Origin of the sequence: Pedococcus bigeumensis (genome assembly GCF_006438965.1) — a bacterium.
Classification (GTDB): Bacteria; Actinomycetota; Actinomycetes; order Actinomycetales; family Dermatophilaceae; genus Pedococcus; species Pedococcus bigeumensis_A.
The window spans coordinates 480,198-505,759 of the sequence record NZ_RCZM01000003.1 but is presented as its reverse complement, the minus strand read 5'-3'; the positions used below and the strand labels follow the sequence as shown (position 1 = coordinate 505,759).

23 protein-coding genes are annotated in these 25,562 nt (G+C 71.0%); 8 read left to right on the top strand and 15 right to left on the bottom strand.

Annotated elements, in window-relative coordinates; all coding sequences use genetic code 11:
• Positions 1 to 8: 8 nt before the first annotated feature.
• A complete protein-coding gene (locus tag EAH86_RS10840) occupies positions 9 to 1,220 on the bottom strand; it encodes an alpha-hydroxy acid oxidase (RefSeq protein ID WP_140740366.1) in 1,212 nt (403 codons plus the stop codon).
• Positions 1,221 to 1,283: 63 nt separating this feature from the next.
• Positions 1,284 to 2,546 (bottom strand): serine--tRNA ligase, encoded by a 1,263-nt coding sequence (serS, locus tag EAH86_RS10835; protein ID WP_140740363.1) that lies wholly within the window; start codon positions 2,544 to 2,546, stop codon positions 1,284 to 1,286.
• Positions 2,547 to 2,702: 156 nt separating this feature from the next.
• Here serS and EAH86_RS10830 point away from each other — a divergent pair, with 156 nt between their 5' ends.
• Both EAH86_RS10830 and EAH86_RS10825 read left to right on the top strand, forming a co-directional pair.
• Positions 2,703 to 3,644, top strand: coding sequence for a hypothetical protein (locus EAH86_RS10830; RefSeq protein ID WP_140740360.1), 942 nt, complete (start codon positions 2,703 to 2,705; stop codon positions 3,642 to 3,644).
• 55 nt (positions 3,645 to 3,699) lie between these two features.
• Entirely contained in the window at positions 3,700 to 4,338 is a 639-nt protein-coding gene (locus EAH86_RS10825) for a LysE family translocator (RefSeq protein ID WP_140740357.1), read from the top strand.
• Positions 4,339 to 4,348: 10 nt separating this feature from the next.
• Here the strand turns inward: EAH86_RS10825 and EAH86_RS10820 are convergent, their stop codons facing one another.
• Complete coding sequence (locus EAH86_RS10820; protein WP_140740355.1) at positions 4,349 to 4,894, bottom strand: DinB family protein; 546 nt, start codon at positions 4,892 to 4,894, stop codon at positions 4,349 to 4,351.
• 191 nt (positions 4,895 to 5,085) lie between these two features.
• On the opposite strand from EAH86_RS10820, the gene EAH86_RS10815 reads away from it, so the two are divergent.
• From EAH86_RS10815 to EAH86_RS10805, 3 genes are read left to right on the top strand one after another with little or no spacing between them, the layout of a single operon-like run.
• Positions 5,086 to 6,201: a diacylglycerol/lipid kinase family protein gene (locus tag EAH86_RS10815; RefSeq protein ID WP_241668319.1), complete on the top strand. Its 1,116-nt coding sequence runs from the start codon at positions 5,086 to 5,088 to the stop codon at positions 6,199 to 6,201.
• Positions 6,198 to 6,899: a phosphatase PAP2 family protein gene (locus tag EAH86_RS10810; RefSeq protein ID WP_140740352.1), complete on the top strand. Its 702-nt coding sequence runs from the start codon at positions 6,198 to 6,200 to the stop codon at positions 6,897 to 6,899. The genes EAH86_RS10815 and EAH86_RS10810 overlap by 4 nt, the downstream gene beginning before the upstream one ends.
• Entirely contained in the window at positions 6,836 to 7,546 is a 711-nt protein-coding gene (locus EAH86_RS10805; protein WP_140740349.1) for a phosphatase PAP2 family protein, read from the top strand. Before EAH86_RS10810 ends, EAH86_RS10805 begins: the two co-directional genes overlap by 64 nt.
• Here EAH86_RS10805 and efeB read toward each other — a convergent pair.
• The 3 genes from efeB to efeU are packed head-to-tail and all read right to left on the bottom strand — an operon-like array spanning position 7,528 to position 10,846.
• Entirely contained in the window at positions 7,528 to 8,802 is a 1,275-nt protein-coding gene (gene efeB, locus EAH86_RS10800; RefSeq protein WP_140740346.1) for an iron uptake transporter deferrochelatase/peroxidase subunit, read from the bottom strand. The two genes, EAH86_RS10805 and efeB, sit on opposite strands and share 19 nt — an antisense overlap.
• Positions 8,799 to 9,929, bottom strand: coding sequence for an iron uptake system protein EfeO (gene efeO, locus EAH86_RS10795; RefSeq protein WP_140740343.1), 1,131 nt, complete (start codon positions 9,927 to 9,929; stop codon positions 8,799 to 8,801). The genes efeB and efeO overlap by 4 nt, the downstream gene beginning before the upstream one ends.
• Before the next feature lie 32 nt (positions 9,930 to 9,961).
• Entirely contained in the window at positions 9,962 to 10,846 is an 885-nt protein-coding gene (gene efeU, locus EAH86_RS10790) for an iron uptake transporter permease EfeU (RefSeq protein WP_140740802.1), read from the bottom strand.
• Positions 10,847 to 10,972: 126 nt separating this feature from the next.
• Here efeU and zwf point away from each other — a divergent pair, with 126 nt between their 5' ends.
• Entirely contained in the window at positions 10,973 to 12,478 is a 1,506-nt protein-coding gene (gene zwf / locus EAH86_RS10785) for a glucose-6-phosphate dehydrogenase (RefSeq protein WP_194150773.1), read from the top strand.
• A 79-nt stretch (positions 12,479 to 12,557) separates the two neighbouring features.
• Here zwf and pheA read toward each other — a convergent pair whose 3' ends face one another.
• The gene (gene pheA / locus EAH86_RS10780) at positions 12,558 to 13,508 is read right to left on the bottom strand and encodes a prephenate dehydratase (RefSeq protein ID WP_277752331.1); all 951 of its coding nucleotides are present in this window, start codon (positions 13,506 to 13,508) and stop codon (positions 12,558 to 12,560) included.
• Entirely contained in the window at positions 13,505 to 13,921 is a 417-nt protein-coding gene (locus EAH86_RS10775; RefSeq protein ID WP_140740340.1) for a DUF4446 family protein, read from the bottom strand. Before EAH86_RS10775 ends, pheA begins: the two co-directional genes overlap by 4 nt.
• A 41-nt stretch (positions 13,922 to 13,962) precedes the next feature.
• Between EAH86_RS10775 and EAH86_RS10770 the strand changes: the two genes are divergently transcribed.
• The gene (locus EAH86_RS10770; protein WP_140740337.1) at positions 13,963 to 14,583 is read left to right on the top strand and encodes a TMEM165/GDT1 family protein; all 621 of its coding nucleotides are present in this window, start codon (positions 13,963 to 13,965) and stop codon (positions 14,581 to 14,583) included.
• A 19-nt stretch (positions 14,584 to 14,602) separates the two neighbouring features.
• On the opposite strand, the gene EAH86_RS10765 is transcribed toward EAH86_RS10770, so the two are convergent.
• The 4 genes from EAH86_RS10765 to EAH86_RS10750 form a co-directional block, all read right to left on the bottom strand.
• Entirely contained in the window at positions 14,603 to 16,048 is a 1,446-nt protein-coding gene (locus EAH86_RS10765; RefSeq protein ID WP_140740334.1) for an ATP-binding protein, read from the bottom strand.
• Positions 16,048 to 17,784, bottom strand: a complete 1,737-nt coding sequence (locus tag EAH86_RS10760; RefSeq protein WP_241668318.1) for an FAD-dependent oxidoreductase — start codon at positions 17,782 to 17,784, stop codon at positions 16,048 to 16,050. The genes EAH86_RS10765 and EAH86_RS10760 overlap by 1 nt, the downstream gene beginning before the upstream one ends.
• 69 nt (positions 17,785 to 17,853) lie before the next feature.
• Complete coding sequence (locus EAH86_RS10755; RefSeq protein ID WP_140740331.1) at positions 17,854 to 18,813, bottom strand: D-2-hydroxyacid dehydrogenase family protein; 960 nt, start codon at positions 18,811 to 18,813, stop codon at positions 17,854 to 17,856.
• A complete protein-coding gene (locus EAH86_RS10750) occupies positions 18,810 to 20,135 on the bottom strand; it encodes a glycosyltransferase 87 family protein (protein ID WP_241668317.1) in 1,326 nt (441 codons plus the stop codon). The genes EAH86_RS10755 and EAH86_RS10750 overlap by 4 nt, the downstream gene beginning before the upstream one ends.
• A gap of 41 nt (positions 20,136 to 20,176) precedes the next feature.
• Here EAH86_RS10750 and EAH86_RS10740 point away from each other — a divergent pair, with 41 nt between their 5' ends.
• The gene (locus EAH86_RS10740; RefSeq protein WP_241668316.1) at positions 20,177 to 22,435 is read left to right on the top strand and encodes a hypothetical protein; all 2,259 of its coding nucleotides are present in this window, start codon (positions 20,177 to 20,179) and stop codon (positions 22,433 to 22,435) included.
• Here EAH86_RS10740 and EAH86_RS10735 read toward each other — a convergent pair.
• The 3 genes from EAH86_RS10735 to EAH86_RS10725 are packed head-to-tail and all read right to left on the bottom strand — an operon-like array spanning position 22,374 to position 25,558.
• Positions 22,374 to 23,870 (bottom strand): hypothetical protein, encoded by a 1,497-nt coding sequence (locus tag EAH86_RS10735; protein WP_140740329.1) that lies wholly within the window; start codon positions 23,868 to 23,870, stop codon positions 22,374 to 22,376. The two genes, EAH86_RS10740 and EAH86_RS10735, sit on opposite strands and share 62 nt — an antisense overlap.
• A 41-nt stretch (positions 23,871 to 23,911) precedes the next feature.
• Positions 23,912 to 24,652: a glycosyltransferase gene (locus tag EAH86_RS10730; RefSeq protein WP_140740326.1), complete on the bottom strand. Its 741-nt coding sequence runs from the start codon at positions 24,650 to 24,652 to the stop codon at positions 23,912 to 23,914.
• Positions 24,653 to 24,667: 15 nt separating this feature from the next.
• The gene (locus EAH86_RS10725; RefSeq protein WP_140740323.1) at positions 24,668 to 25,558 is read right to left on the bottom strand and encodes a DUF5926 family protein; all 891 of its coding nucleotides are present in this window, start codon (positions 25,556 to 25,558) and stop codon (positions 24,668 to 24,670) included.
• Positions 25,559 to 25,562: the final 4 nt, after the last annotated feature.

Here is a 25,562-nt window from a genome sequence, read left to right as displayed (position 1 = left end):
CGGCGAGCCTACGGAAGGCGGACGTGCTGCGGACCGAGGTCCGCGATCCGGCGCGCACCGAGGAGGGCCATGGTGCGCTTCACCTCGGTCGCGAGGATGTCCGCGGCACGCTGGACGCCACGCTCACCGCCTGCCATCAGCCCGTAGAGATAGGCGCGACCGACCAGCACCGAGCTCGCGCCCAGGGCGATCGCCGCCACCACGTCGGATCCGGACATCACGCCGGTGTCCACCATGATCTCGGCGTCGGGGCCGAGGGCGTCCCGGACCTCGGGGACGAGCCGCAGGGGCACCGGCGACCGGTCGAGCTGGCGACCACCGTGGTTGGACAGCAGGACGGCGTCGGCTCCGTGGTCGACCACAGCCCTGGCGTCCTCGACGGTCTGGATGCCCTTGACGATGAGCGGGCCGTCCCAGGTGCGGCGCACCCAGTCCAGGTCGTCCAGCGACATCGTCGGGTCGAACAGGGCGTTCATCATCTCTCCGACGGTGCCGCCCCAGGAGTCGAGCGAGGCGAACTCCAACGGCGGCGTGGTGAGGAAGTTGACCCACCAGTTCGGGTGCATGGCACCGTCGAGGACGGTCTTGACCGACAGGGCTGGGGGGATGGCGAAGCCGTTGCGGATGTCGCGGTACCGGCTACCGCCGACGGGACAGTCGACGGTCAGCATCAGTGCCTCGAAGCCCTGCTCCTTGGCCCGCCTCATCAGGTCCTCGGCCGGTCCGTGGTCACGCCAGACGTAGAGCTGGAACCACTTGCGGGTGCCCGGCGCCGCAGTGGCGAGGTCCTCGATGTTGGTCGTCCCGAGGGTCGAAAGTCCGTAGGGGATGTCCATCTTCCCGGCGACCCGCGCCACCGCGGCCTCGCCGTCGGCGTGCATCATCCGGGTGAAGCCGGTCGGGCCGAAGCCGAAGGGCTGCGCCGACGGCTGCCCCAGCACGGTCGTCGTGGTGTCCACGGTGCCGACTCCGCGCAGGATGCCCGGGTTGAAGGTCAGGTCGCGGAAGGTCTGCCTGGCCCGCGACAGGCTCAGCTCCTCTTCCGCCGCCCCGTCGGTGTAGTCGAACACCGAGCGCGGAGTGCGCCGTCGCGCGATGCTGCGCAGGTCGGCGATGGTGACGGCGTTGCCCAGCCTGCGGTCGGTGCCGTTGAGCACCACCGGCTTCGGGTGCAGGAGGGGCTTGAGCTCGCTCCACTTGGGCAGCTGGCGGTCGGTCACGTCGCCGACGCTACCCGCCGAGGTCGCGACCCGCGCCCCAAGTGGGCCGCCTGCAGCGGATCGTCAGACCGGCTTGAGCACCTCGAGGCCGAGGAACGGCTGCAGCGCCCTGGGGACCACGACCGACCCGTCGGCCTGCTGGTGGTTCTCGAGGATCGCGACCAGCCACCGGGTCGTGGCCAGCGTGCCGTTGAGCGTGGCGACGGCGCGGGTGCCCGAGCCGTCGGGGTTGCGCTCGCGGATGTTGAGGCGTCGGGCCTGGTAGGTCGTGCAGTTCGAGGTCGAGGTCAGCTCGCGGTAGCGCCCCTGGGTCGGCACCCACGCCTCGCAGTCGAACTTGCGCGCCGCCGGACCGCCGAGGTCGCCGGCCGCCGTGTCGATGACGCGGTAGGGCACCTCGATCTTGGCGAGCATCTCCTTCTCCCAGCCCAGCAAGCGCTGGTGCTCGGCAGCCGCGTCCTCGATGCGGCAGTAGGTGAACATCTCGACCTTGTGGAACTGGTGCACGCGGATGATGCCACGGGTGTCCTTGCCGTGCGACCCGGCCTCGCGGCGGTAGCAGGCCGACCAGCCGGCATACCGCTTCGGGCCGTCGGACAGGTCGAGGATCTCGTCGGCGTGGTAGCCGGCGAGCGCGACCTCGGAGGTGCCGGTGAGGTAGAGGTCATCGGCGTCGAGCCGGTAGACCTCGTCGCCGTGCTTGTCGATGAACCCGGCGCCCGCCATCACGTCGGCTTTGACCAGCGTCGGCGTGATCATCGGGGTGAACCCGTGCTCGACGGCCTGGGCGATGCCCATGTTGAGCAGCGCCAGCTCGAGCCGCGCGCCGACGCCCGTGAGGAAGTAGAACCGCGAGCCGCCGACCTTGGCGCCACGCTCCATGTCGATGGCCGCGAGCGACTCTCCGAGTGCGAGGTGGTCCTGGGGCTCGAAGTCGAACTCCGGCACCGACCCGACCGTCTCGAGCACGGTGTAGTCGTCCTCGCCGCCCACCGGGACACCGTCCTCGACGATGTTGCCGATCTGCCGGATCAGGTCGCCGAGCAGCACCTGCGCGGCATCGGCGTCGGTCTGCAGCGACTTGACCCGTGCCGAGATCTCCTTGGTCTGCGTGAGCAGCGCCTGCTTCTCGTCACCCTGGGCCTGCGCGACCTGCTTGCCCATCGACTTCTGCTGGGCGCGCAGCTGTTCGAACTCGGTCAGCGAGGAGCGGTGCGTCTGCTCGGCGGCGAGGATCGCGTCGACGATCCCCTCGTCCTCACCGCGGGCGCGCTGGCTGGCGCGGACGCGATCCGGGTCCTCACGCAGGAGCTTGATGTCGATCACCGGGCAAGCCTATCGAGGCACACCGGCCACCACGGACCGGCTGTATGCCGCGGGGCGCGGTCCGCGGCCGGGTCACCGTGACCGCAATGCCGGCATACCTAAACCGCTTTTGCGCGAAGCCTGTGCACCCACGCCCCTTCACGTCAGAATGCGTCCATGCTCACGCGGCGCCACGTCCTGCTGCTGGCGCCGCTCGGCGGCGCAGCCGCGTGCGCCGAGGATCCCGCAGTCGCGGAACCGGCGAGCACCACGCTCTCCGCGACCTTGACCAGCGACACGACCTCGGCCACCACGACTGCAACCCCGTCGACCACTACGACCACGCCGGTCCCGGCGCCGACGGCGAAGACCACGGCCGCCCGGCCGCCGGCCACCCTCGAGGCACTCCGCGACGAGCTGTCGGCGTTGTCCCGCCGCTACGGCGTCGACCTCGGCGTCGCGGCCAGCGAGACCGGGTCCCGGCGCTCCTTCGCCTGGGGCGCCGACACGACCATCGAGACGGCGAGCATCGCCAAGGCCAACATCCTGGCCACCTTGCTCCTCCAGCTGCAGGACCGCGGTGACCGCATCTCCTCCCGCCAGCTCGCCGTCGCCAGCCAGATGATCCGGCTGAGCGACCACGAGTCGGCGTGGACCCTGTTCCGCGAGATCGGCCTGGACGACGGCATGGACCGAGCCAACCGACGGTTCGGGATGAAGGCCACCCAGGCGTTCGACTACAGCTGGGGCCTGACCCGCACCACCGCCCGGGACCAGCTGCGGTTCGTCACCGCACTGGACACGGCGGGGACGAAGTCATCGCCGCTGACCGCGCGGTCGGCCGAGGTGCTGCTCGAGCTCATGGAGGACGTCGTCCCGGAGCAGAAGTGGGGCATCAGCGCGGCCGCGCACCACGGCGAGGAGGTCTGCCTCAAGAACGGCTGGCTCCGGCGCTCGACGATCGGCCAGCGCTGGATCATCAACAGCATCGGCCGGATCAAGGGCCCGTCGGTCGACCTGCGGCTGGCCATCCTCAGCCAGAAGTACTCCTCCCAGGGGCAGGGCATCGAGGTCGTCGAGCAGGCCGCCGCCCTGACCCGCAAGCACCTCGCCGTCTGAGCAAGGAGGGATATCGCGTTGCCCTCGGCGGGTGCCGGGAGCGATCCTTGCGGGTATGCCGTCCACGCCCACCCTCGCGTCGTTCGCCCTGGCCGCGACCGCCCTCATCCTGCTGCCCGGTCCGGCGATGCTGTTCCTCATCTCGCGCGGGATCGGCCAGGGCAGCCGCCGGCTGGCGGTTGCGTCGATGGCCGGGATCGAGACGGCGACGGCCGTGATGGTGGTGGCCACCGCGTTCGGGCTGTCGGCCGTGATCAGCTCGTCGGTCATCGCGTTCTCCGTCGTGAAGTACGCCGGCGCGGCCTACCTGGTCTGGCTCGCCATCCGCGAGTTCCGCAGCAAGGGGCACTTCACCCTCGACCGGGCCCCGATCACCAACTCGCGCCGAGCCTTCGGTGACGCCTTCCTCGTCGGCATCTCCAACCCGAAGACGGCGGTCTTCTTCGTCGCCTTCTTCCCGCAGTTCCTGCACCGCGAGTCCGGCCCGATCTGGTCCCAGGTGCTCGTCCTCGGGGCGATCTTCGTCGTGATCGGAGCGGTCTTCGACAGCATCTATGCGCTGAGCGCCGGCTCGATCGGCCAGTGGCTGGCCCGGCACCCGCGCGCGGTGGAGCGGCAGAAGTACGTGTCAGGCAGCATCTTCCTCGCGATGGGCGGCGCGGCCGCCCTGACAGGGCACCCCCAGAAGGCCTGACCCGGGACGCTCAGGCGCCGACGTCGACCAGGTGGTGGGCAAGGTCGTGCAGGAAGTACTGCCCCAGGGTCAGCGCCGTGAACTCGGACCCGTCGCTGCGCAGCCCGGTGCGGTCCCACTGGTCGTCGCGCACCGACGCGAAGGCAGCCGCGACGACGGCTGCGGCCTCCTGCAGCTCACCGCTGACGACTGCCGGGTCCTGCTCTCCGTAGCGATCGGCCACCGCCGTCTCGTCCTGGTCCCAGTTGGCGAACTGCGGGCCGTCCTGCTCGAGCATCAGCCTGATCCGACCCGTGAAGATCCGGCAGACGTCCCGCACGTGGCAGGCGTACTCCAGCGGTGACCAGACGGCCGGAGCGGGCCGCTCGCGAGCGGACCCGCGCGCCAGGGCGGCTGTCCACGGGGCGGTCAACGTCAGGGTCAACGGCGCGATGTCGCCCCGGGCAACGGACCCGGCTTCGAATCCGCAGTCAGGACAAGGCCGCTGGAGGGTCCACGTCCAGTCCTTCGTGTCAGGGACGATCTGGCCGCTCGAGTCCGTGTCGAGGTTTCCCATGACGACCACGGTAGGGCGCGGCAGCGCCCAGACGAACCCGACCTTCGCCATCCGTCGCGGGAATCCTGCCGATCCGCGCGACGACGCTCTGATCGGCCGACCTCGCGAGCGGTCGCCCGACCCGGTGCGAGCGCTCGTGGAGCCCTCTGACCTGTACCGATGCCACCCCTACGGTGGGGTAGCGTCGGCCCGTGCTTCGCGAACATTCCGGCTGGATCGCCCTCGGGGCGATCGTCCTCGTCATCCTGCTTGCCCTCGGCATCGCCGGGTGGGCCGGGATGCGCGGACCTGGTGCCGGTGGTGCCCACCGTGGCCGTCGGTGGGGGCGCCGCCCCCACCGCAACGACTTCCGCCCGGAGGGCACCGTGTCCGAATCCCCCACCCGCCGTGCCGCGATCATCGTCAACCCCACGAAGTTCGACGACGTCGCCGCGGTGCGCCGGCAGATCACCCTGCAGTCGATCAACCACGGCTGGGCCGAGCCGCTGTTCATCCTGACGACCGAACGCGACCCCGGCACCGGTCAGGCCAAGGAGGCGCTGGACAAGGGCGTCGACCTGGTCTGCCCGCTCGGCGGTGACGGGACGGTCCGCGCGGTGGCCGAGGCGATGGTCGGCAGCGAGACCCCGATAGGGCTGCTGCCCGGCGGCACCGGCAACCTGCTGGCCCGCAACCTCGACCTTCCCGTCGACGACCTCGACGACGCCCTGCGGATCGCGCTGACCGGCAAGAACAAGCGGGTCGACGTCGGCCGGCTCACGATGGACACCTCTGGCGAGGACGACCGCCCCGCCACCCACGTCTTCCTCGTCATGGCCGGGCTCGGCTTCGACGCCAAGATCATGGCCGACGCGCCCGAAGGGCTCAAGGCCAAGGTGGGCCCCGCGGCATACGTCGTCTCGGGCACCCGCAACCTGCGCGGGCCGCAGTTCAAGGTCCGGATCAAGGTCGAGGACCAGGAGGAGTTCAGCCGTCGCGCGCGGACCGTGGTCATCGGCAACTGCGGCAAGCTGCTGGGCGGTCTGGTGCTGATGCCTGAGGCCGAGCTGGACGACGGCCAGCTCGACATGGTGATCCTCTCGCCCAAGGGCGTGGTGGGGTGGGCCGCCGTGGCCGCCCGACTGGCATCCAAGAAGCGCAAGGGGCACCAGATCGTGGACCACTACACGACGCCGTCGGTCCAGGTCCGGGCCGACCGTCCGCAGGAAGTCCAGATCGACGGAGACACCCTGGGCAAGGCCCGGGCCATCTCCGCCGAGGTCGTGCCCGGCGCCATCGTCGTCCGGGTTGGATCGCTCGACCGATGACTTTCGGCACCGCCGCACCGCCTCGCACGTCGCGCGCCGCCCGGTTGGCCCGCGGAGCCGCGGCCATGGTGCTGTTCGTGGTCCCGGTGCTGCTGCTCGGCTTTGCCGTGCGGCAGAAGTTCGACCCGATGATCCGGCTCGACAACGACCTCATCCGGGCGGCCACCGACTTCACCCGGGCACACGGCACGGTTGACGCGCTGCTGGCCCTGCAGACGGTCAGCCAGCCGTTCGTCCTCTACGTGCTGGCGACGGGGACCGTCCTGTGGGCGTGGCTGGCCAAGGGGCTGCGGGCTCGGGCCTTGTGGGCCTTCGTCACGATGATGGTCGCCTGGAACGTGGGGCTGCTCGCCAAGTCGCTGGTGGGACGCGCCCGCCCGATCGTCGACGACCCCATCTCGCACTCGCCCGGGTACTCGTTCCCGTCGGGCCACGCGTTCAACGTCGCCGTGGTCACGACGGTGGTCGTCTTCCTGCTCTGGCCGCTGCTCTCGACGGTGGGGCACCGGGTCGCCGTGACCCTGGCCGTGGTGTTTGCGCTGGTCGTGGGCCTGGACCGGGTATTTCTCGGTGTGCACTTCCCGTCCGACGTGTTGGCGGGCTATGTGCTCGGTGTGGGCATTACGTTCTCCTCATGGCTCGGATTCATTGGCAAGACGGCCGCGACCTCCTCACCAGGGCCGTCGCACCCGGCGTAGTCCTGTTCGCGGTGCTCGCCGGCTTCGGCCTGCTCATCACCGGTCCCCTCGACAGGCTGGACGATGCCGAGGACAAGGTCACCGATGCGTTCAACCGCAACCGGACCGACTTCTGGGACCCGATCAGCTGGGTGTGCTCGCGGTTCGGCAACACCGAGGTCGTCATCGGTGTCTGCCTCATCGCCGTCGCGATCATCTGGTGGCGCACCCGCGAGTGGCGCTGGGCCGTCGTCCCGCTCATCGCGATCTCGCTGCAGGCGACGATCTTCCTGTTCCTGACCCTGCTGGTCGGGCGGCAGCGGCCACCGGCCATCCCCATGGACGCCTCACCTCCCACGTCGAGCTATCCCAGCGGACACACCGGCGCCTCCACGGCCCTGTACTTCTCGCTGCTGCTCATGGCGGCGGCCCGGATCGAACGGGCGTGGCTGCGGCGCCTGCTGATGACCCTGTGCGCGATCGTCCCGTTCCTCGTGGGGATCGCCCGGCTCTACCGCGGCGCGCACCACATCTCTGACGTGGTCGCCGGAATGTTCAACGGTGTGGTCTGCGCCGTGCTCGCCTACCAGTGGTACCGCCACCGCGCCCGCGCCGAGCGGCCTGCTCCGTCGCTCGCCTCGGCAGCGGGTCAGCTGAAGAGGTCCTGACCCCAGTGCGCGTCGGGGCCCAGCCCCGGCGGGCAGGCGAAGACGGCTGACCCGGTGTGCTCGATGTACTCGTTGAGCCCGTCCTTGGCGGCCAGCGCCCGCTGCATGGGCACGAACTGCTTCTGCGCGTCCCGCATGAACCCGATGAAGAACAAGCCGGCGTCGAGGTGCCCGAGTCCGTCGGAGCCGTCGGTGAAGTTGTAGCCACGACGCAGGATCCGTATGCCGTTCAGCCGGCTCTCGTGCGCGAGCGCCACGTGGGCGTCGACCGCGATCGCGGGCTTGCCGTCGGCGCCCTTGGTGGCGAAGTCCAATGCGTCGAACTCGGCCTTCTGGCCGAGGGGGGCGCCTTCGCCCTTGTCGCGCCCGATGATGTCCTGCTGCTCCTGCAGCGTGGTCCGGTCCCAGATCTCGATGTGCATCCGGATCCGCCGGGCCACGAGGTAGGAACCGCCGGCCATCCAGGCGCTGTCGCCCGGGACGTCGGCGGGCTGGACCCAGACGTGCTCGGAGAGCGCCGCGGTGTCCTCGGCCTTGAGGTTGTTGGTGCCGTCCTTGAACCCGAACATGTTCCGCGGGGTGACCTGGTCGCGGGTGGTCGACGAGGTCCGCCCGAAACCGAGCTGGCTCCACCGCACTGACACCACGCCGAAACCCATCCGGACGAGGTTGCGGACGGCGTGCACGGCCACCTGCGGGTCGTTCGCGCAGGCTTGGATGCAGAGGTCTCCACCGCTGCGGCCCGGGTCGAGGTCGTCGCCCACGAAGCCCGGAAGGTCCTGCAGCGCAGCAGGTCTGCGGTCGGCCAGACCGAACCGGTCGTCGAACAACGAGGGTCCGTAGCCGATGGTGATCGTGAGGTCCGACGCGTCGAGGTCGTAGGCCTCACCGGTGTCCTCGGGGGCGCGGTAGGGACCGCCGCCGACGACACCGCCTGGAGCGGCCTCGGCGCCCACGGTCATCCGCTCGGCGGCACGTGTCCACGCCTTCAGCATCTCGGCGACGGCTGCGCGGTCCTCGGTGACCACGTCGAGTGCGACGAAGTGCATTCGATCCTGGGCGGGCGTGATGATCCCCGACTGGTGCGCACCCCGGAACGGGACGTCGGCCTCGTCGGCCTGGCCGACCGTCGCAGAGCCGTCGCTGCCCTCGGAACCCTGCTGCGCGGCATACGCACCACCGACGCCGGCGACCGCACCGACGACTGCCGCGCCGGCACCAACACCCAGCAACCGGCGACGGGAGAGGTCGGTCACTGGGCGACCACTCCGGCGACCTTGGAGATGTCCTCGCTGACCGCGTCGACCGCGACCGACAGCGCCTTGACCTGGTCCTTGGTCAGCTCGGTGTAGAGCTTGAAGCCGGTGTCGGTGCGGTACTTGTCCAGCTCGGTGTCGAGGGTCTGGAACCTGGCGTCGATGTTGGTGAGCAGGGCGCCGTCGCGGGCCTTGAGCACCGGGCGGAGGGCGTCGATGGCCGCCTTGGAGCCCTTGACGTTCTCGTCGAAGTCGTAGAGGTCGGTGTGGCTGTAGCGGTCCTCCTCGCCGGTGATCTTGCCGACCGCGACCTCGTCGAGCAGGCCCTTGGCGCCGTTGGCGAGCTGCAGGGGGTTGAGCTGGACGGCCTGGCCCTGGACCACGATCTCCTTGACGTCCACGAGCAGCTTGTCCGCGATGGCGCCGGAGTCGGACTGCAGGCCGGTGTCCCAGAGATCCTTCTCGAGGCGGTGGAAGCCGGTGAACTCCATCCCCTCCTCGACCACGTCCTCACGCCCGTCGATCATCGGGTCGAGGTCGCCGAACGACTCCGCGACCGGCTCGATCCGCTCCCAGGGGCCGCGGGCGACGGGGAAGGCCGCCTTGGCCTCCTTGACCTTGCCCGCCTTGACGAGGGCCACGAACTCGGTGGTGCGGGTGAGCAGCTCGTCGGACTGCGCCGACACGAAGGCCTGGTAGCTCGTCACGGCCGCGGCCATCGCGGCGTCAGGGGCCTGGCTGGTCGTCGCGCCGGTGACCGTGAAGTCGGCGCGGATCCCCTTGCCCTTCATGCCCGGCTTGCACGCCATCTGGTAGGTGCCGGGGCTGGCGACCTCGACGTGGAAGCTGCGGGTCAGCCCGGGCGTGATGTTCTCGACCTCGCCGATGATCTGGTCGCCTTCGCCGTAGACATAGAACTCGTTGACCTTGGAGCCGGTGTTCCTCACCGTGAACTCGATGGTCCCGGCGGTTGCCTCGCTGCGGTCGACCGTGCAGGAGGTGTCCGTGGCCTCGACCGTGATCGGGCCCTTGCCACTGGCGGCAGTGGTCTCGTCGGAGCTGCCACAGGCTGCGGTCGCCAGGAGGATGGCTACCCCGAGGCTGGCGGGGACGGGGGCGATGCGCATGGTGCTCCTTGGTGGATGGGCCGTCGGGACGGCTAGTGGGGGGTGCCGACAGGTGCGGCGGTGTTGCCGGCCGGGGTGTTGCTGACCGGGGTGTTGCTGGCGGGGGCGGGTGCGGTCCGCGCCGGCCGTACGAAGAAGGTCATCACCACGACGAGGTAGAGGCTCCAGGCGATCGCCTGGAGCCAGGTCGTGTTGGGGGTGAAGTTGACCGTGCCCTTGAGCAAGGTGCCGTACCAGGAGTCCGGTGCGATGGTGTTGCTCACGTCGAAGGCGAGGGAGTTCAGACCCGGCAGGAAGGCGGCTTCCTGGAGGTCGTGGATGCCGTAGGACAGGATCCCGGCGGCGACCACGATGAGCGCGATCCCGGTGTAGCGGAAGAACTCCCAGAGGTTGATCCGCACCGCGCCTCGGTAGATCAGCACCCCCAGGACGATCGCCACGGCGATGCCCAGCAGGAAGCCGACCAGGGGCTGCGCGGTACCGGTACCGGCGGTCTGCACGCTGGCGTAGAAGAACAGCGCCGTCTCGAGGCCTTCACGGCCAACCCCGAGGAAGCCGACCAGGGCCACCGCCCACCCGCCGACCGACAGGGCCTGGTCGAGCTTGCCCTTGAGCTCGCCCGAGATGGTGCGGGCGGCGGTCCGCATCCAGAACACCATGGCCGTGACGAACCCGACCGCGAGGATCGAGGCGCTCCCGCCGATCAGCTCCTGGGTCTCGAAGGACAGCTGGCGGGTGCCGAAGGTGAGCAGCGCGCCGAGGCCCACGGAGACGAGGACCGCCAGCGCGACGCCGGTCCAGACGTCCCTGAGCGCCCAGCGGCGGTCGGTCTTGACGAGGAAGGCGACGAGGATGACGACGACGAGGGCCGCCTCCAGCCCTTCACGGAGTCCGATGAGCGCATTGCTGACGAGCACGATGACCTGATTTCCGGCATACCGACGGTGCGTTATTGGGACCAAGGTAAGCCTCACCTAACCCCCTGCGTCAAATCGCTGGACAACCGGGTGCGCGGCCACGCCCGCGGTGGAAGTATCGGCAAGGTGTCCGAACAGACCGCGCCCAGCGCCCAGACGATCTCGTACCCAGCCGCTGACGCACGCAGCTCACGCACCGCGCTGGAGAAGGCAGATCCGCACGTCATCGTGCTGTTCGGCGCCACCGGCGACCTCGCCCGCCGCAAGCTGCTGCCCGGTCTCGCGCACCTCGCGGCATCGGAGCTGGCGCCCGCCATCCGGGTCGTCGGCACCTCGCTGGAGGAGATGACCGACGCCGAGTACCGCGAGTTCGCGCGCAAGGCGTGCGAGGAGTTCGGGTCGCACACCCTGACGGCGGAGCAGTGGGACAAGTTCGACGACAACCTCGTCTACGTCCCGCAGTCCGCCGGCCCGGAGCCCCTGGCCGCGGCGGTCAAGAACGCCGAGGAGTCCCTCGGGCCCGACGCCCTGCGGCTGCACTACCTCTCCGTGCCGCCCAAGGCCGCCGTCGCGGTGATCAAGATGCTGCGCGACGCCGACCTCGTGGCCAGGTCGAGGGTGGTGATGGAGAAGCCGTTCGGCACCGACCTCGCGAGTGCAATCGCGCTCAACAACACCGTCCACGAGACGTTCGACGAGAGCCAGATCTTCCGGATCGACCACTTCCTCGGCAAGGAGGCGGCCCAGAACATCCTGGCCTTCCGGTTCGCCAACGGGCTGTTCGAGCCGATCTGGAACCGCAACTTCATCGACCACATCCAGATCGACATCCCCGAGACGCTCGGTCTGGACCAGCGGGCCAACTTCTACGAGTCGACCGGCGCCTACAAGGACATGGTCGTCACCCACCTGTTCCAGGTGCTCGCCTTCGTCGCGATGGAGCCACCGACCGCCCTGGAGCCACGGGCCATCTCCGAGGAGAAGAACAAGGTCTTCCGGTCGCTGCTGCCGATCGACCCCTCCGACGTGGTGCGCGGCCAGTTCGCGGGCTACACCGGACTGGATGGCGTGGCGCCGGACTCCGACACCGAGACGTTCATCGCGCTCAAGGTCGGCCTGGACAACTGGCGCTGGGCCGGCGTGCCGTTCTACCTGCGCACTGGCAAGAAGCTGGCCGAGGGCGCCCGCATCATCTCGATCGCCTTCAAGGAGGCCCCGCGGTCGATGTTCCCGGCCAACTCGGGCGTGGGGTCGGCCGGGCCGGACCACCTCACCTTCGACCTCGCTGACGAGTCAAAGGTGTCGCTGTCGTTCTACGGCAAGCGGCCCGGGCCGGGCATGCGGCTGGAGAAGCTGTCGATGCAGTTCTCGACGCGTGAGACCGAACGCGCCGGTGACGTCCTCGAGGCCTACGAGCGGCTCATCCTCGACGCGATGCGTGGCGACCACACGCTGTTCACGACAGCGGAGGGCATCGAGTCGCTGTGGGAGCGGTCGCAGGCGCTGCTCGAGGAGCCGCCCGAGGCCAAGCCCTACCCGGTCGGCAGCTGGGGCCCGAACGCGATCCACCAGCTCATCGCCCCGCACGCCTGGCGGCTGCCCTTCGAACGCGTCTGGCGCGAGAAAAAGTAGCCCACGTGTTGGAAGGGAAACTTCCGGATATCCGGAAGTTTCCCTTCCAACACGGGCCGGGACAGAGCGGAGCCGGAGGTCAGGTGCCGCGGAGGGAGTGCAGCCAGGCGCGGGCATCGCCGAACGCCTGGTCGCTGGTGTGCGGCGTGACCCGCACCGCCGTCCCGTGCGCGGCCGGGTAGCTGCCGAGGAACCGCACCTCCGCGCAGACCCGCTTGAGCCCGAGCAGCGCCTCGCCGACCCGCTCGTCGAGGACGTGTCCCTCGATGTCGATGGAGAAGCAGTAGTCGCCCATCGACGACTTCGTCGGGCGTGACTCGAGCCGCGACATGTTGATGCCGCGCACCGCGAACTGCTCCAGCAGCTCGAGCAGCCCACCGGCGTGGTCGTCGCGCTGGAACAGCACCAGCGTCGTCTTGTCAGCGCCGGTGCGCTCGGGCAGCGTGCCCGGGCGCGCGACCGACACGAACCGGGTCACCGCGGCGGAGTTGTCACCGATGTCCTCGGCCAGCACCTCGAGGCCGTGGTTGAGCGCGGCAATCGGTGCACACACCGCCGCCTGGTATGCCGCGCGCTCCCCGTCACCGCCGGCGAGGCCGGCCGCTGCGGCGGCCGTCGACAACGTCGGGATGTACGCCGCCTCAGGGAGGTTGGCACCCATCCAGCCGCGGACCTGGGCCCAGGCATGGCTGTGGGTGCCGACGGCGCGGACCTGGCCGAGCGGCATACCGCCGGGTGCAGCCAGCACGAAGGTGATGGGGACGAGGACCTCTCCCACGACCACCAGCGGGTCACCGCTGGCGAGGGCGTCGAGGGTGGCGCTCACCCCGCCCTCGACGGAGTTCTCGATCGGCACCATGGCGGCGTCGATGTCGCCCGCACGCAGGGCGTTGAGGGCGGCCTCGACGGAGGGGAGGGCGACGTGTTCCTGGCCGGCCGCCGGTCCCCACGCGTGCAGCGCCATCTGGGTGAAGGTGCCCGCGGGGCCGAAGTAGCCGTGTCTGGTCACTGCTGTGGTCACGGAGGTCAGGCTCCTTGGGATCCGGTGCGGGCGGCAGCGAGGGCCTGCTGCTCCTCGGGCGTCAGGGTCGCGTCGGAGCCGCCGCCGACGATGCCCTTGGCATAGGTGCGCGACTCGCCACGGGCGTGGATCGAGGAGAACACCAGCCCGTCGCCCTGGTCGTCGATGACGGCGGCACTGAACGACAGGCGGCCCCCCATGTCGCCGAAGGCGTCGTAGCGGACGACCGCGACGTGCCGCAGCGCCTGGGCGATGTCGGCCCGCAGGGCCGCGAGGTCGCCGCTGCCCACCGGGCGCTGGCTCTCGATCACGTGCAGCTGTGTGCGGACCCGCCCGAGGCGGACCACGGCGACGACCGCCACGACCAGCGCGAGGACGGCAGCCACCAGGGCGGCCGTGGCGAGGGTCTGGGGGTCGGACACCCCGTCAGCGTATTGGGCGTCGCGGATACAGTCGACGCGATATGGATTTCGACCTCGCCACCATTGCCATCGTCTTCGGCTCGATCTTCCTCGTGGAGCTGCCCGACAAGACCTTCATCGCGACCCTCGTGCTCGCCACCCGGTTCCGACCGCTGTACGTGTGGATCGGGGTGTCCCTGGCCTTCCTCGTGCAGACCGCCGTCGCCGTCACCGTCGGCGGGTTGCTGGCCCAGCTGCCCAAGCGACCGGTCGAGGTCTTCGCGGCCGCGATGTTCCTCATCGGCGGCATCATCCTCATCCGCGGCGCCAAGAAGGCTGACGAGGAGGAAGCGGAGACCGAGGAGGAGTTCGCCCACAAGGGAGCCGCGACCGCGGTGGGCCTCAAGGCCGTCGGGGTGTCCTTCGGGGTGCTCTTCCTCGCCGAGTGGGGCGACCTCTCGCAGCTGCTGACCGCCTCCATGGTGCTCCAGTTCAAGGAGCCGGTGTCGGTCTTCCTCGGTGCCTTCCTCGCGCTCGCCACCGTGTCGGCCCTCGGCGCCGTGATCGGTCGCGCGCTGCTGGCGCGGGTGAAGCTGGCCACGATCCGCCGGGTCGGCGGTGGCGTCTGCCTGCTCCTGGCCGCCCTGACCGTGCTGCAGATCTTCGAGGTCATCTCGATCTGACGCCAGTAAGGTCTGCCAGTCAGCTCTCGGCCGGACGCAGCGGGAGCCGGACGACGACGACGGCCCCATCGTCGCGGGACTCCAGGGAGATGTCGCCTCCGTGGCGCTCGACGACGATCCGTCGGGAGATGTCGAGACCCAGACCGGTGCCCTTGCCGACGTCCTTGGTGGTGAAGAAGGGCTCGAAGGCGTGGGCAGCCACGTCGTCGGCAACACCGGGACCGGTGTCGGCGATCTCCACGACGACGCCGTCCTCGACACCTCGAACGGTGATCCGCAGCGTGCCGGAGCCCTCCATCGCGTCCACGGCGTTGTCGACGAGGTTGGTCCAGACCTGGTTGAGCTCACCGGGAATGGCCTCGACGACCGGGAGGTCTTCCGCGTAGTCGCGGACGACCGTCACCCGGCCCCGCAGCTTGTGGCCGAGCATCACCAGTGTGCTCTCCAGACCCTCGGTGACGTCGGTCTGCTGGACCAGCGCGCGGTCGAGCTGGGAGTAGGAGCGGACGGCGGCGACCAGCTCGGAGACGCGGTGGGTGGCCTCCCGGATCTCGCCCAACAGGCTCACCACGGTCAGCGAGCTGCCCACCCACTCCAGACCGGCCTCGAGCTGACGGGGCTTGAGCTCGGCGGCGGCCCGGCCGAAGAGCTCGACGCCGGCCCCTGCTGCGGCGAAGGGCGGGGCGATCACCCAGTCGCGGTCGATGTCGTGACTGACCAGCCACTCGGAGAGCTCCTCCTCGCGATCGGCGATGCCGAGCGCGTCGAGCTCCTCCCCACCCGTGGCGATGCCGCGGCGCAGCGTGTCGAGGGCGACGAACTGCTCCGCCGTCATCGAGCTCTCGCCCAGCCGTCGCAGCGAGCTGAGCAGCGCCTCCGTGGCGTGGTCCAGCGCGTCGACGGCGCGCGTGGCCGCCGACGCCGGGTTGTTGATCTCGTGCGCCAGCCCGGCGGCGAGGGTGCCCAGGGCGACCAGCGACTCACGCTGTCGGGCCTTGGCCTCGATGCTGCGCACCGTGTTGACCAGTCCCGCGATGAGATGGACGCCGAAGGGGAACCACTCGCGAGCGACCTCTCCGAGCGCCTCCGCGGGAACGCGAAGGAGTCGCCCCGGGGCCACACCCCGCGCCGTCGCCATGTAGACACCGTGCGCGTCCCAGGCCTGGAAGCCGCCGGCCCACTGGCCCGGGTTGCTCATCACGCCGAGCTCGGTCTCCTGGTGGCCGACCCGGCGCACGAGGCTGAGCGAGCCGTCGAGCAGGACCCACCAGAAGTCGGCCGGTTTCCCTTCGCTGAACGGCACGTCGCCGCTCTCGAAGGGCCACTCCGAACCCGCCGACCAGAGCCGGTCGAGCTGGTCGTTGCTCAGACCGTCGAACAGCGCCAGCCCCCTCAGGACTGCGGCGCCCTTCCCCGACTCGGCGCCCTTCCCCGGCTCAGCACTCGTCCCCTGCTCGGCGCCCATCAGGTCGTCGCCAGGAACCGGTGCACGAGGTAGACCGCCATCCCGCCCTCACCCACGGCGGAGGCCACCCGCTTCATCGAGTCGAGCCGGACGTCGCCGGCCGCGAACACCCCAGGAATGCTCGTCTCCAGGGCGTACGGCGGCCGACCCGCCGACCAGGCCGACCGGCCGGTCCCCTGCATCAGGTCCTGCCCGGTCACGACGAACCCGTGGTCGTCCCGTGCCACGTCGTCCCCGAGCCAGTCGGTCCGGGGCATGGCACCGATGAAGATGAACAACCAGGAGGTCTCGACCGCCTCGGTCTCGCCGGTCGCGCGGTAGAGCAGCGTCAGCGACTCGAGGTGACCGTCGCCGCTCGCTGCGACGACCTCGCAGCCCAGCCGGACCTCGATGTTGGTGCAGGCAGTGATCCGGGAGACGAGGTACTGCGACATCGTGAGCTCGAGGCCGGCGCCCCGGACGAGCATGACCACCCGCTTGGCGTAGCGAGCGAGGTTCAGGGCCGCCTGCCCGGCGGAGTTCGCGGCCCCGACGAGGTAGACCTCCTCACCCTCGCACTGGGCCGCCTCGCTGGCCGACGCCCCGTAGTGGACTCCCCGCGCTCCGAGCTCCTCCAGGCCGGGCGCCTCGAGGCGGCGGTAGGACACCCCTGTCGCGATGACGACGGCCCGCGCCTCGAGCTCGTCCGCGCCGTCGATGACGACCGACCGCACCGGTCCCCTGGTCCGCAGCCCCACCGCTTCCCGGGCCACCACCATCTCCGCCCCGAACCTCGCCACCTGGGCCACGGCGCGATGGGTCAGGTCGGCCCCGGACAGGCCCTTGGGGAAGCCGAGATAGTTCTCGATGGAGGCGCTCTGTCCGGCCTGCCCCCCGGGGGCGTCACGTTCGACGACGACGGTGCGCAGGCCTTCCGACGACGCGTAGACCGCAGCAGCGAGTCCCGCCGGGCCACCGCCGACGATGCACAGGTCGTAGAGCGGCGCGTCGGCCAGCGTGTGCAGCCCCAGCGCGTCGGCGACTTCCCGGTTGGTGGGGCTGCGCAACGGGTCACCGTCGGGGACGAGCACGAGGGGCAGGTCGGATGCCTTCGCCCCGGCGAGCTCCGCCAGCTCGCGAGCGCCCTCGTCCCGCTCGACGTCGAGCCACAGGTAGGGCACGTGGTTGTGGGCCAGGAAGGTCTTGACCTCCTGGCTGCGGTCGGACCATCGGTGCCCCACGACGCGCACCTGGCTGGAGTCGTCGCGGTGGGCGTCACGCCAGTCGCCGAGCAGGTCCTCGACCACCGGGAAGAACTTGTCCTGCGGCGGGTCCCAGGGCTTGAGCATGTAGTAGTCGAGCCCGATGTCGTTGATGGCACGGATGGCCACGTCGGTGTCGGCATACGCGGTCAGCAGCAGCAGCTTGGTGTCCGGGCTGAGGCTCCGGACCTGTTCGAGGAGCTCGATCCCGGTCATCCGGGGCATCCGCTGGTCCGACACCACCAGGGCGATCGCTCGGCCACGCAGGGTGAACTCGGTCAGCAGCTCCAAGGCCCCGGGGCCCGAGGTGGCACCGACCACGCGGTAGTCGGCACCGAACCGGTCTCGCAGGTCACGCGTGATGGCACGGGACACGACGGGGTCGTCGTCGACCGCCAAGATCGTCGGCTTGGCCACGCCCGCTCCGTCCCCCGGAGCCGTACCGGGCCGGACGCCCGCCGCGGCGCCGGTCCGCTGCTCGGAGGCTACCGGCACCCGGCGAGCCCGCGCCATGGTCCAGCTGCACCCAAGGACCGAGGGCAAGAGCTCGGGCCTTCCTGCAGCTCAGGACGAGGGGGCCACGACGTTGACGGCTGAGCCGGCTGCGAAGGCGAGCACCTGGTCGACGGCCGCGTCGTAGAGGCGCGCGAGCACGTCCCACTCGACGTAGCCGAGGTGCGGGGTGGCGGTGACATTCGGCAGCGCCAGCAAGGGATCAGCTGCACCGAGCACCGGCTCCACCTCGAACACGTCCACCGCCGCGCGCCCAGGACGCCCAGCCGCAAGCGCCGCCACGAGGACGCCAGGCGCGACGATCGCCGCGCGGGAGGTGTTGACGAACAACGCATCGGGCTTCATCTGAGCCAGGTCGGCAGCCGTCACGATCCCGGCGGTCTCGGCAGACAGCGGCAGGTGCACGGTCAGCACGTCGCACTCGGCGAAGAAGGCGGCGCGGCTGGACGCGGCGGCATACCCGGCCTCTGTCGCTCGGGAGAGCGAACCCTCGCGACCCCACACGAGCACCCTCATCCCGAACGCCCGGCCCACCCCTGCCACGAGGCTGCCGATGCGTCCGAGGCCATAGACACCAAGGGTTTTCGCGTGCAGACCGGTCCCAACCGAGGCCTGCCACTGCCCAGCGCGCAACCGTTGCGCCTCCTCGGGAAGGTGCCGGAGCGCGGCCAGGATGAGCGCCCAAGTCAGCTCCGCGGTGGCTTGCGGACCGCCGGCTCCCCCTGCCGAGACGGTGATCCCGCGCTCGGCGCTGGCAGCCACGTCGAGGTGGCTCGTGTTGCGACCGGTCTGGCTGAGCAGCCGCACCGTGGTGAGCCGCTCGACCACGGCACGAGGGACGGCCGTGCGTTGCTGGAGCAGGATCACCGCGTCGAAACCGGCCAGCCGCTCGACGAGCGCGTCCCCCGTCACCGAGTCCGCGAAGGTCACCACCTCGTGGCCCTCGAGCCGCCCCGCGGCCGGAAGCCGGGCGAACGCCGATGCGTAGTCGTCGAGGACCGCGACCCTCACGCGACCACCTCGCGGCGCTCGGTCTCCTCAGAGCCTTCGGTATGCCGCGGGGCGGGCTTGCTGTGCAGCGCCCACCACAGCAGGGCGAGGGCCAGCAGGGAGCCGAAGGTGTCGGCGTTCTGCAGGACCCGGCCGATCCAGCGCGGCCAGTCCGGGTGGCTCAGCCAGGTGATCCCCCACCACGGCAGGCGGCACAGGAAGAAGCCCGTGATGACAGCAGCCGCGACGAGCCGGCGCCGGTCGCGCAGTGGGTCCGCCCCGAGGACGGCGAAGATGACGACGACCATCCAGTGCAGGTGGTGGATCCAGGCCACGGGCGAGAGCAGCACGGCCATCAGGCCGATGGCCGCGACCTCGCTGATCGAGTCGCCGGCCAGGTAGGCCCGCCGCGCCAGCTGGAAGCCAACGAACCCCACCACGGCCACGAGGACCAGCCAGAGGACGTCGCCGGGCAGCCCATCAGGGCCGAGGCGCAGCAGGAAGCCGCGGATGCTCTGGTTGGACGTGCCGGCATTGGGTCCGAGGCGCGCGGGGTCCTGGAGTGCGCCGCCCCAGAAGGCGAACGACGCCTCCGGCAGCAGGACCCACGACCCGAGCGTCACGGTGACCGCCGTGACGACCGCTGTGATCGCTTCCTTCCACCGCCGGTTGACCAGGTAGTGCACGACGAAGACACCCGGGGTCAGCTTGATCGACATGGCCAGCCCGACGAGGACCCCGGGCGGCACGTGCCGTAGCAGCCCCGGTCGGGGCTTGCGCAGGTCCATCAGGCAGGCCAGCACCATGAAGGCGTTCACCTGCCCGAACCGGATGCCGTCCGACACCGGGTGCAGCCACAGCATGGGCACCGTGAGCAGGGCGACGGTGATCGGCGCGAGGGTGCCGGTGCGGTGGATGAGGCGCCACCCGGCATACCAGACGATGGCGGCCGTGGCCGCGATCTGCGCGATCGTCCAGAGCCAGCCGATGGCGCCAAAGGGCAGCAGTGCCAGGGGAATCGCGATCACGGCAGCGAACGGCGGGTAGGTGAAGGGAAGCAGCTGGGGCGCCTCGGTCATGGCCGAGTAGATCGGTCGCCCGGTGAGGATCGAGACCCCCGCCTGGCGGTAGACCTCGACGTCGACCTGCCACTGGTCCAGGGGCCAGAAGACGAGGTAGCGCAGCACCGGTATCGACGCGCCGGCGAGGATGATCGCGACCGCCAGGGCCCAGCGTGCGGTCGGCGACCAGCCGGCGATGCGGGAGCCGACCGAGCGGCCCAGCCTGCGGATCCGGTGTCCACGACCACGGGCCACTGCGGCGGTCGGGGTCACGGTGGTCACGCCTCCATTCTGTCCTGTGCCGCGACCCGTAGCCTGTACGGGTGACCCGCCGCGCCCGACTCTCCCTCGCCGGCCTGTTCTCGATCCTCATCGTGACCCTGCTCGCTGCCCTGCTGCCCGCCGCGACGGCAGCCGCCCAGGAGCCCACCGGAGCCACCCCGGCCACCGCAGCCGCCCCAGCCACCGCCACCGCCACCGCCGCCGCCGCCGCCGCCGCCGAAGCGGCACCCAACCCGATCATCCTCATCGGCACGGGCGGTCTCACCTGGAGCGACGTGGGCTCGAAGGGCACGCCGGCCCTCTGGTCGTTCCTCCGTGACGGGTCCACGGCGGCGGTCTCGGTGCGCTCGGTCTTCCCGAACACCTGCCCGATCGACGGGTGGCTGAGCCTGTCCGCCGGCGAGCGCGCCGCTGCGCCCGGCCCCGGCAAGAACGGCACCCGCTCCACCGGCGACCCGTGCCCGCCGATCCCGGTGGTCGACAGCGGCGTCGTGCCGGGCTGGGACAGCTACGTCAAGGCGGCCAGCGACCTCAAGTTCGGTGCCAGGCCCGGCACGCTCGGGGAGCAGCTCGCCTCGAACAAGCAGTGCGTCCAGGCAGTGGGGCCGGGTGCCGGCGTCGGCGCTGCCTACACCTCCGGCGCGGTCCCGAGGTATGCCGCGTACGAGCCCAAGGAGCTGACCGGCCTGCTCTCGCGGTGCCGGGTCACGCTGGTCGACGTGGGGTCCCTGCGCGACCCCAAGGACCTGCCCACGAACGAGGTCGCCACCGAACCGGGGACCCGCGCGGTCCAGGCCACCGCGATCGACCGCCGGATCGCCGAGGTGCTGGCGGCCGCACCCAGCGGATCCGACCTCGTGGTGGCAAGCATGTCCGACGCCGGCAGCAGCGAACGGCTGCGCCTGGTCGCGGCCAAGGGGCCGCACTACGGCTCCGGCACGCTCTACTCACCCTCCACGCGGCAGGACGGCCTGGTCCAGTCGGCCGACCTGACCGTGACCGCCCTCACGGCAGCAGGAGTGCCGATCCCCGAGTCGCTCGGTGGTTTCGCGCTGCGCCGAGGTAAGGAGGACAGCAACTCCGAGGGAGCCGCCCAGGACCGGCTGCGGCACCTGCTCGACTTCGACCAGGCCAGCCACGAGGTCCACCCCCTGGTGCCGCCGTTCTTCAATGCCGTCGTCATCGCCCAGATCGCGATCTACCTGTTGACGGGGGTGGTCTGGCGTCGCGACTTCGGCTCGATCGACCTGCGGCTGCGGCTGCTGCGGGTCACCCGACGGGTGGCGGTCATCGCGGCCACCATCCCGGCGGCCACCTTCCTGGCCAACCTCCTCCCGTGGTGGCGCTTCCCCATCCCTGCGGTGTCGGCCGTCTTCACCGTGGGCCTGTTCGTGGCGGTCATCTCCGCGGTGGCGCTCCTCGGACCGTGGGCCCGTCGCATCACCGGCCCACTGGTCGTGGTCGCGCTGGCCACCCTGCTCGTGGTCGGTGGTGACGTGATGACCGGCTCACACCTGCAGATCTCGTCGTTGATGGGCCTGCAGCCCGTCGTCGGCGGCCGGTTCTACGGCATGGGCAACGTGACCTTTGCGCTGTTCGCCACCGCCGCCCTGCTCCTGTGCATCGCGGTGTCGTCGCACTTCGTCCGACGCGGCAACCCGCGCGCAGCAGCCATCACCGCGCTGGTCATCGGGCTGGCCGCCGTGGTGGTGGACGGCTACCCCGGCTGGGGTGCCGACGGCGGCGGCCCGCCAGCCCTCCTGCCGGGTCTGGTCTACCTCGTGCTCGCGATCCTCGGGATCCGGATGACGTGGCGGCGCGGGGCCATCCTCGCCGCGGGGACGATTGCCCTCTTCCTGCTCGTGGGGTTCCTCGACTCGCTTCGGGGCACCGAGAAGCAGTCCCACCTCGGGCGGTTCTTCCGGTCCATCTTCGAGGGCGGGGCGGGCGACATCATCATCCGCAAGCTCCAGCAGAACATCGACATCCTCTTCGGCAACTACCCCCTCGCGCTCCTCGTCCCGGTCGCGCTGGTCTTCGTCATCGTGATCCTGGCCCGGCCGACGTCCTGGGGATCTCGGTCGCTGCAGCGGTCCTACGAGGCGGTCCCGACGCTGCGCCCCGGCCTGATCGCGCTGCTCATCACGCTGACCATCGGGTTCGCCATCAACGACTCCGGCGTGGCGATCCCCGCCAACGGCGCGATCATCGCGGTCCCGCTCATCATCGCGGTGAGCGTCAGGGTGCTGGAGGACGAGGCTCGGGGGTCTGCGACGACCCGCGCGTCGCGACGAGGGTGAGCCACCCCCACACCAGCAGCACGGCATACGGCACGGGGGTGCGGCGCACCCACAGGGTGACGCGTTGGACGGTCGGCGTCATGCCGACCACCCTGCCGGGCACGTAGGCGACGGCCATCGCGGCCAGCCGCAGCAGCAGGATCGCGTCCAGCACGCTGGCCGCGAGCACCGGCAGCAGCGCCCACGTGAGCAGGTCGTACCAGGGCAGCGAGTAGGGGGCCGCCACCGTGTAGGCCGTGCTGAGCACCAGCGCCCAGCGAGCAGCCGCCCCCGTCGCGGTCTCCGGCGCCAGGTGGCGGGTGACCCTCGCGAGGACGACGACGAAGACGAGCACCATGGCTGCCGCCAGCCAGGTCACCAGGGTCCGCGCATGGGCTGTGGTGAGCGGGCCACTCAGGAGTTCGTAGAGGAGCCGCCACGGGGTCGCCAACGAGATCGACCGACGAGCCCGGTCCAGCTGGTCGAAGACGTGCGGTCCGGCCCAGACATGGAGCGGCACGACGAGGGCGAGCGCGGCGAGCGCGAACAGCGCCGCCCGCCTGACGAAACCGCGGCGCTCGTGCACCCACCACGCGAGCAGCACCGCCACCCCCACGACGCCATAGGTGACCTTGCACGAGACCGCGAGCCCCGCGAACGCACCGGCGGCCAGCGGGCTGCGCGCTGCGAGCACCAGGGCGGCCACGGCGAGTGCGGCAGCGACGAGGTCGACGTGCGCGCCGAGGACTCCCACGCCGAAGACGAGCGGGTTGAGCGTCCAGAGCGTGTCGACCCGGCGCGGCGTGGCGCCGCTGCGCAGCAGCAGGAACCGCACCGCCAGCCACGCCACGACGACCAGCACCTGCCAGAGCCAGACGGTCTCGCGCAGGTTCGCGCCGGCGACGTGTGAGGTGAGCGACTGGAGCAGGGTGGCGAACGGGCCGTAGACGCTGACCGTGTCAGTCCACGGCGGTTCGACGGCAGAGGTCACCGGGTCCAGCGCGGACCAGGCGCTCGGGGCTGTGAGGTAGGGGTCGCCGCCGAGGGCGGCGATCCGGCCGTAGGCGGCGTAGTTCGTGTGGTCGGCCGAGCCGAACGGTCCGGTGAGGAGGCTGAGCACCCCGATGCCGAGCGGCAGGGCCCAGCCTCCGGGGGCCAGCCGACGCCTCGCCCGCGTCGCGACCGAACCGAGCATCCCCGCCGTCGAGACCACCGACGGCTCGCCGCGCAGCCGCAGGGCGACCGCGAGCGCCCCCACGAGGTAGGCGGCCCACAGCAGTGCGGTGACCAGTGCCGGGCCGGGTGCCCACGCCAGGTCTCCCGGTGCCCAGCCGCGCGGGCCGAGTGCGGGTTTGGCGGCGCTCGGACCAGCCACCCCCACGAGCAGCAGCAGGCCGAAGGACAGCGCCAGCGCGGCTGCTGCCAGCCGGTGCCGCGTCGCGGCCCAGTCGCGCACGGACGTCGTCCTCCCACCCGCCGTGGTCATGGTCGCGCCGGTCAGCGCAGCCCGCGCCGGGCCCGGCGGCGCGCGAGGGCGAGGGCGACGTCGCGGTACTGCTTGGCCCGGTGCACCTTGCCGCGCCAGTCGGCACCGCTGACCCGGTGGTGCAGCTCGCAGGGCACCTCCTCGACGCGCAGGCCGGCCATCAGGACGTCGACGGTCAGCCCGACCTCCACGCCCCAGCCGCGGGCAAGGGGACTGGCCGCGTCGAACGCCTGGCGCGAGATGCAGCGCATCCCCGACAGCGGTTGCTGGGCGACGAACCCGGTGAGGTCCTCGATCCCCTTGCGCGCCAACCGGACCACGAACCCGTGTCCGCCGCCGGCCGTCTTCTGCGGGGGCAGCGTGGCGATCGTCATGTCGGCGCGGCCCTCGAGCACCGGCGGCACCAGCACACCGACGTTCGCGGCACTGTCCTCCAGGTCGCCGTCGACGAAGAGCAGGGGTCGCCGGTCCGCGGAGCCGCCGACCCGTCCTTCGACGCCCTCGTGCCGGGCGACGTACCCGGCGCCCGTGGTCATCGCGGCGGCCTTGCCCCGGTTGCGCGCGTGCCGAACCACTTCGGCGCCGGCCTCGCGGGCGACGTCGGCCGTGCGGTCGGAGCTGCCGTCGTCGACGACCACCACCAGGTCCACCCCCGGTATGCCGCGGACGGCACGAACCGTCGCGGCGATCCGGTCCGCTTCGTCCTTGGCCGGGATCACCGCAGCCACGGTCGGGATGATGGGGTCCGTCATGTCAGCGTCGCCGCGTCAGCGCAGCGTCACCTGACGGCTGAGCAGCCCGGACCGGGCCCGGCGCTGCTCCGCGGTGAGGGGCGCATCGGCAGCGGAGGCCGCGGCATACCGGGTCATGAACTCGCCGAGCGCGTCCTCGTAGTCGGCCGAAGTCTTGTCGGGCTCGAGGTCCCAGACCGGCACGAGGAGGCCGCAGGCGCGGAACGCACCGAGCAGGCGGGTCGACCCACCCAGGCCACTGTCACCCGCAGCGTGCAGGCGTGCCAGCGCGTCGGTGGCGACGTCCTCGTCCTCGGGAAGTACGAGGCGGACGTGGGTGCGGTCGCCGATCCGGCACCAGTAGGCGGACTCAGCCGCGGCCATCTTCACGGTCGGGATCACCGACTCGTTGGCGCGCTCCAGCGAGGCCTTGGCCTCGTCGTCGAGCTCGCTCTCGCCGACCCAGAAGTCGAACCCCTCGTGGATGGTCACGTCGAACGACCCGGTGGTGTCCAGCAGGTCCTGCAGGCGCGGGGTGTCGGCCGTCGCGGCTGGGGTGCTGGTGACGGGCGTGCCCTGCTCCGCAGTGGCGGCGGCCAGCAGGGAGGTCGCCAGGTCGCGGGAGGCGTCACCGGAGATCGACCCCGACTGGGTGCCGACGAGGATGGTGCCGTCGGTCCGGTGCAGGCCCGGCCAGGCGAGCGGCAGGACCGTCGCGACGGTCACCTCGGCGGGTGCCCCCTCGGGAGCCTGGCCCTTGGCGAAGGTGACGGTCGCGGTGGCCGCGGGGAGGATCTCGCGCATTGCGACCCAGTCGGTCTCGCCGGGCAGGCCCTGGAACGGGCGGGCGACGAACGGTGCGGGCTCGACGCGTGTCGTGGTGGAGCCGTGGTCTGCGCCCTTGCGACGCCGTGATGCCTTACCCATGCGG

Excerpts from the sequence above, each read along its gene's own strand:
- EAH86_RS10810 (WP_140740352.1), top strand. The coding sequence starts at position 6,198 with ATGACTTTCGGCACCGCCGCACCGCCTCGCACGTCGCGCGCCGCCCGG.
- EAH86_RS10730 (WP_140740326.1), bottom strand. The coding sequence starts at position 24,652 with ATGACGGACCCCATCATCCCGACCGTGGCTGCGGTGATCCCGGCCAAG.
- EAH86_RS10765 (WP_140740334.1), bottom strand. The coding sequence starts at position 16,048 with ATGGGCGCCGAGCAGGGGACGAGTGCTGAGCCGGGGAAGGGCGCCGAG.
- EAH86_RS10805 (WP_140740349.1), top strand. The coding sequence starts at position 6,836 with ATGGCTCGGATTCATTGGCAAGACGGCCGCGACCTCCTCACCAGGGCC.
- EAH86_RS10770 (WP_140740337.1), top strand. The coding sequence starts at position 13,963 with ATGGATTTCGACCTCGCCACCATTGCCATCGTCTTCGGCTCGATCTTC.
- EAH86_RS10830 (WP_140740360.1), top strand. The coding sequence starts at position 2,703 with ATGCTCACGCGGCGCCACGTCCTGCTGCTGGCGCCGCTCGGCGGCGCA.
- EAH86_RS10825 (WP_140740357.1), top strand. The coding sequence starts at position 3,700 with ATGCCGTCCACGCCCACCCTCGCGTCGTTCGCCCTGGCCGCGACCGCC.
- EAH86_RS10725 (WP_140740323.1), bottom strand. The coding sequence starts at position 25,558 with ATGGGTAAGGCATCACGGCGTCGCAAGGGCGCAGACCACGGCTCCACC.
- efeO (WP_140740343.1), bottom strand. The coding sequence starts at position 9,929 with ATGCGCATCGCCCCCGTCCCCGCCAGCCTCGGGGTAGCCATCCTCCTG.
- EAH86_RS10820 (WP_140740355.1), bottom strand. The coding sequence starts at position 4,894 with ATGGGAAACCTCGACACGGACTCGAGCGGCCAGATCGTCCCTGACACG.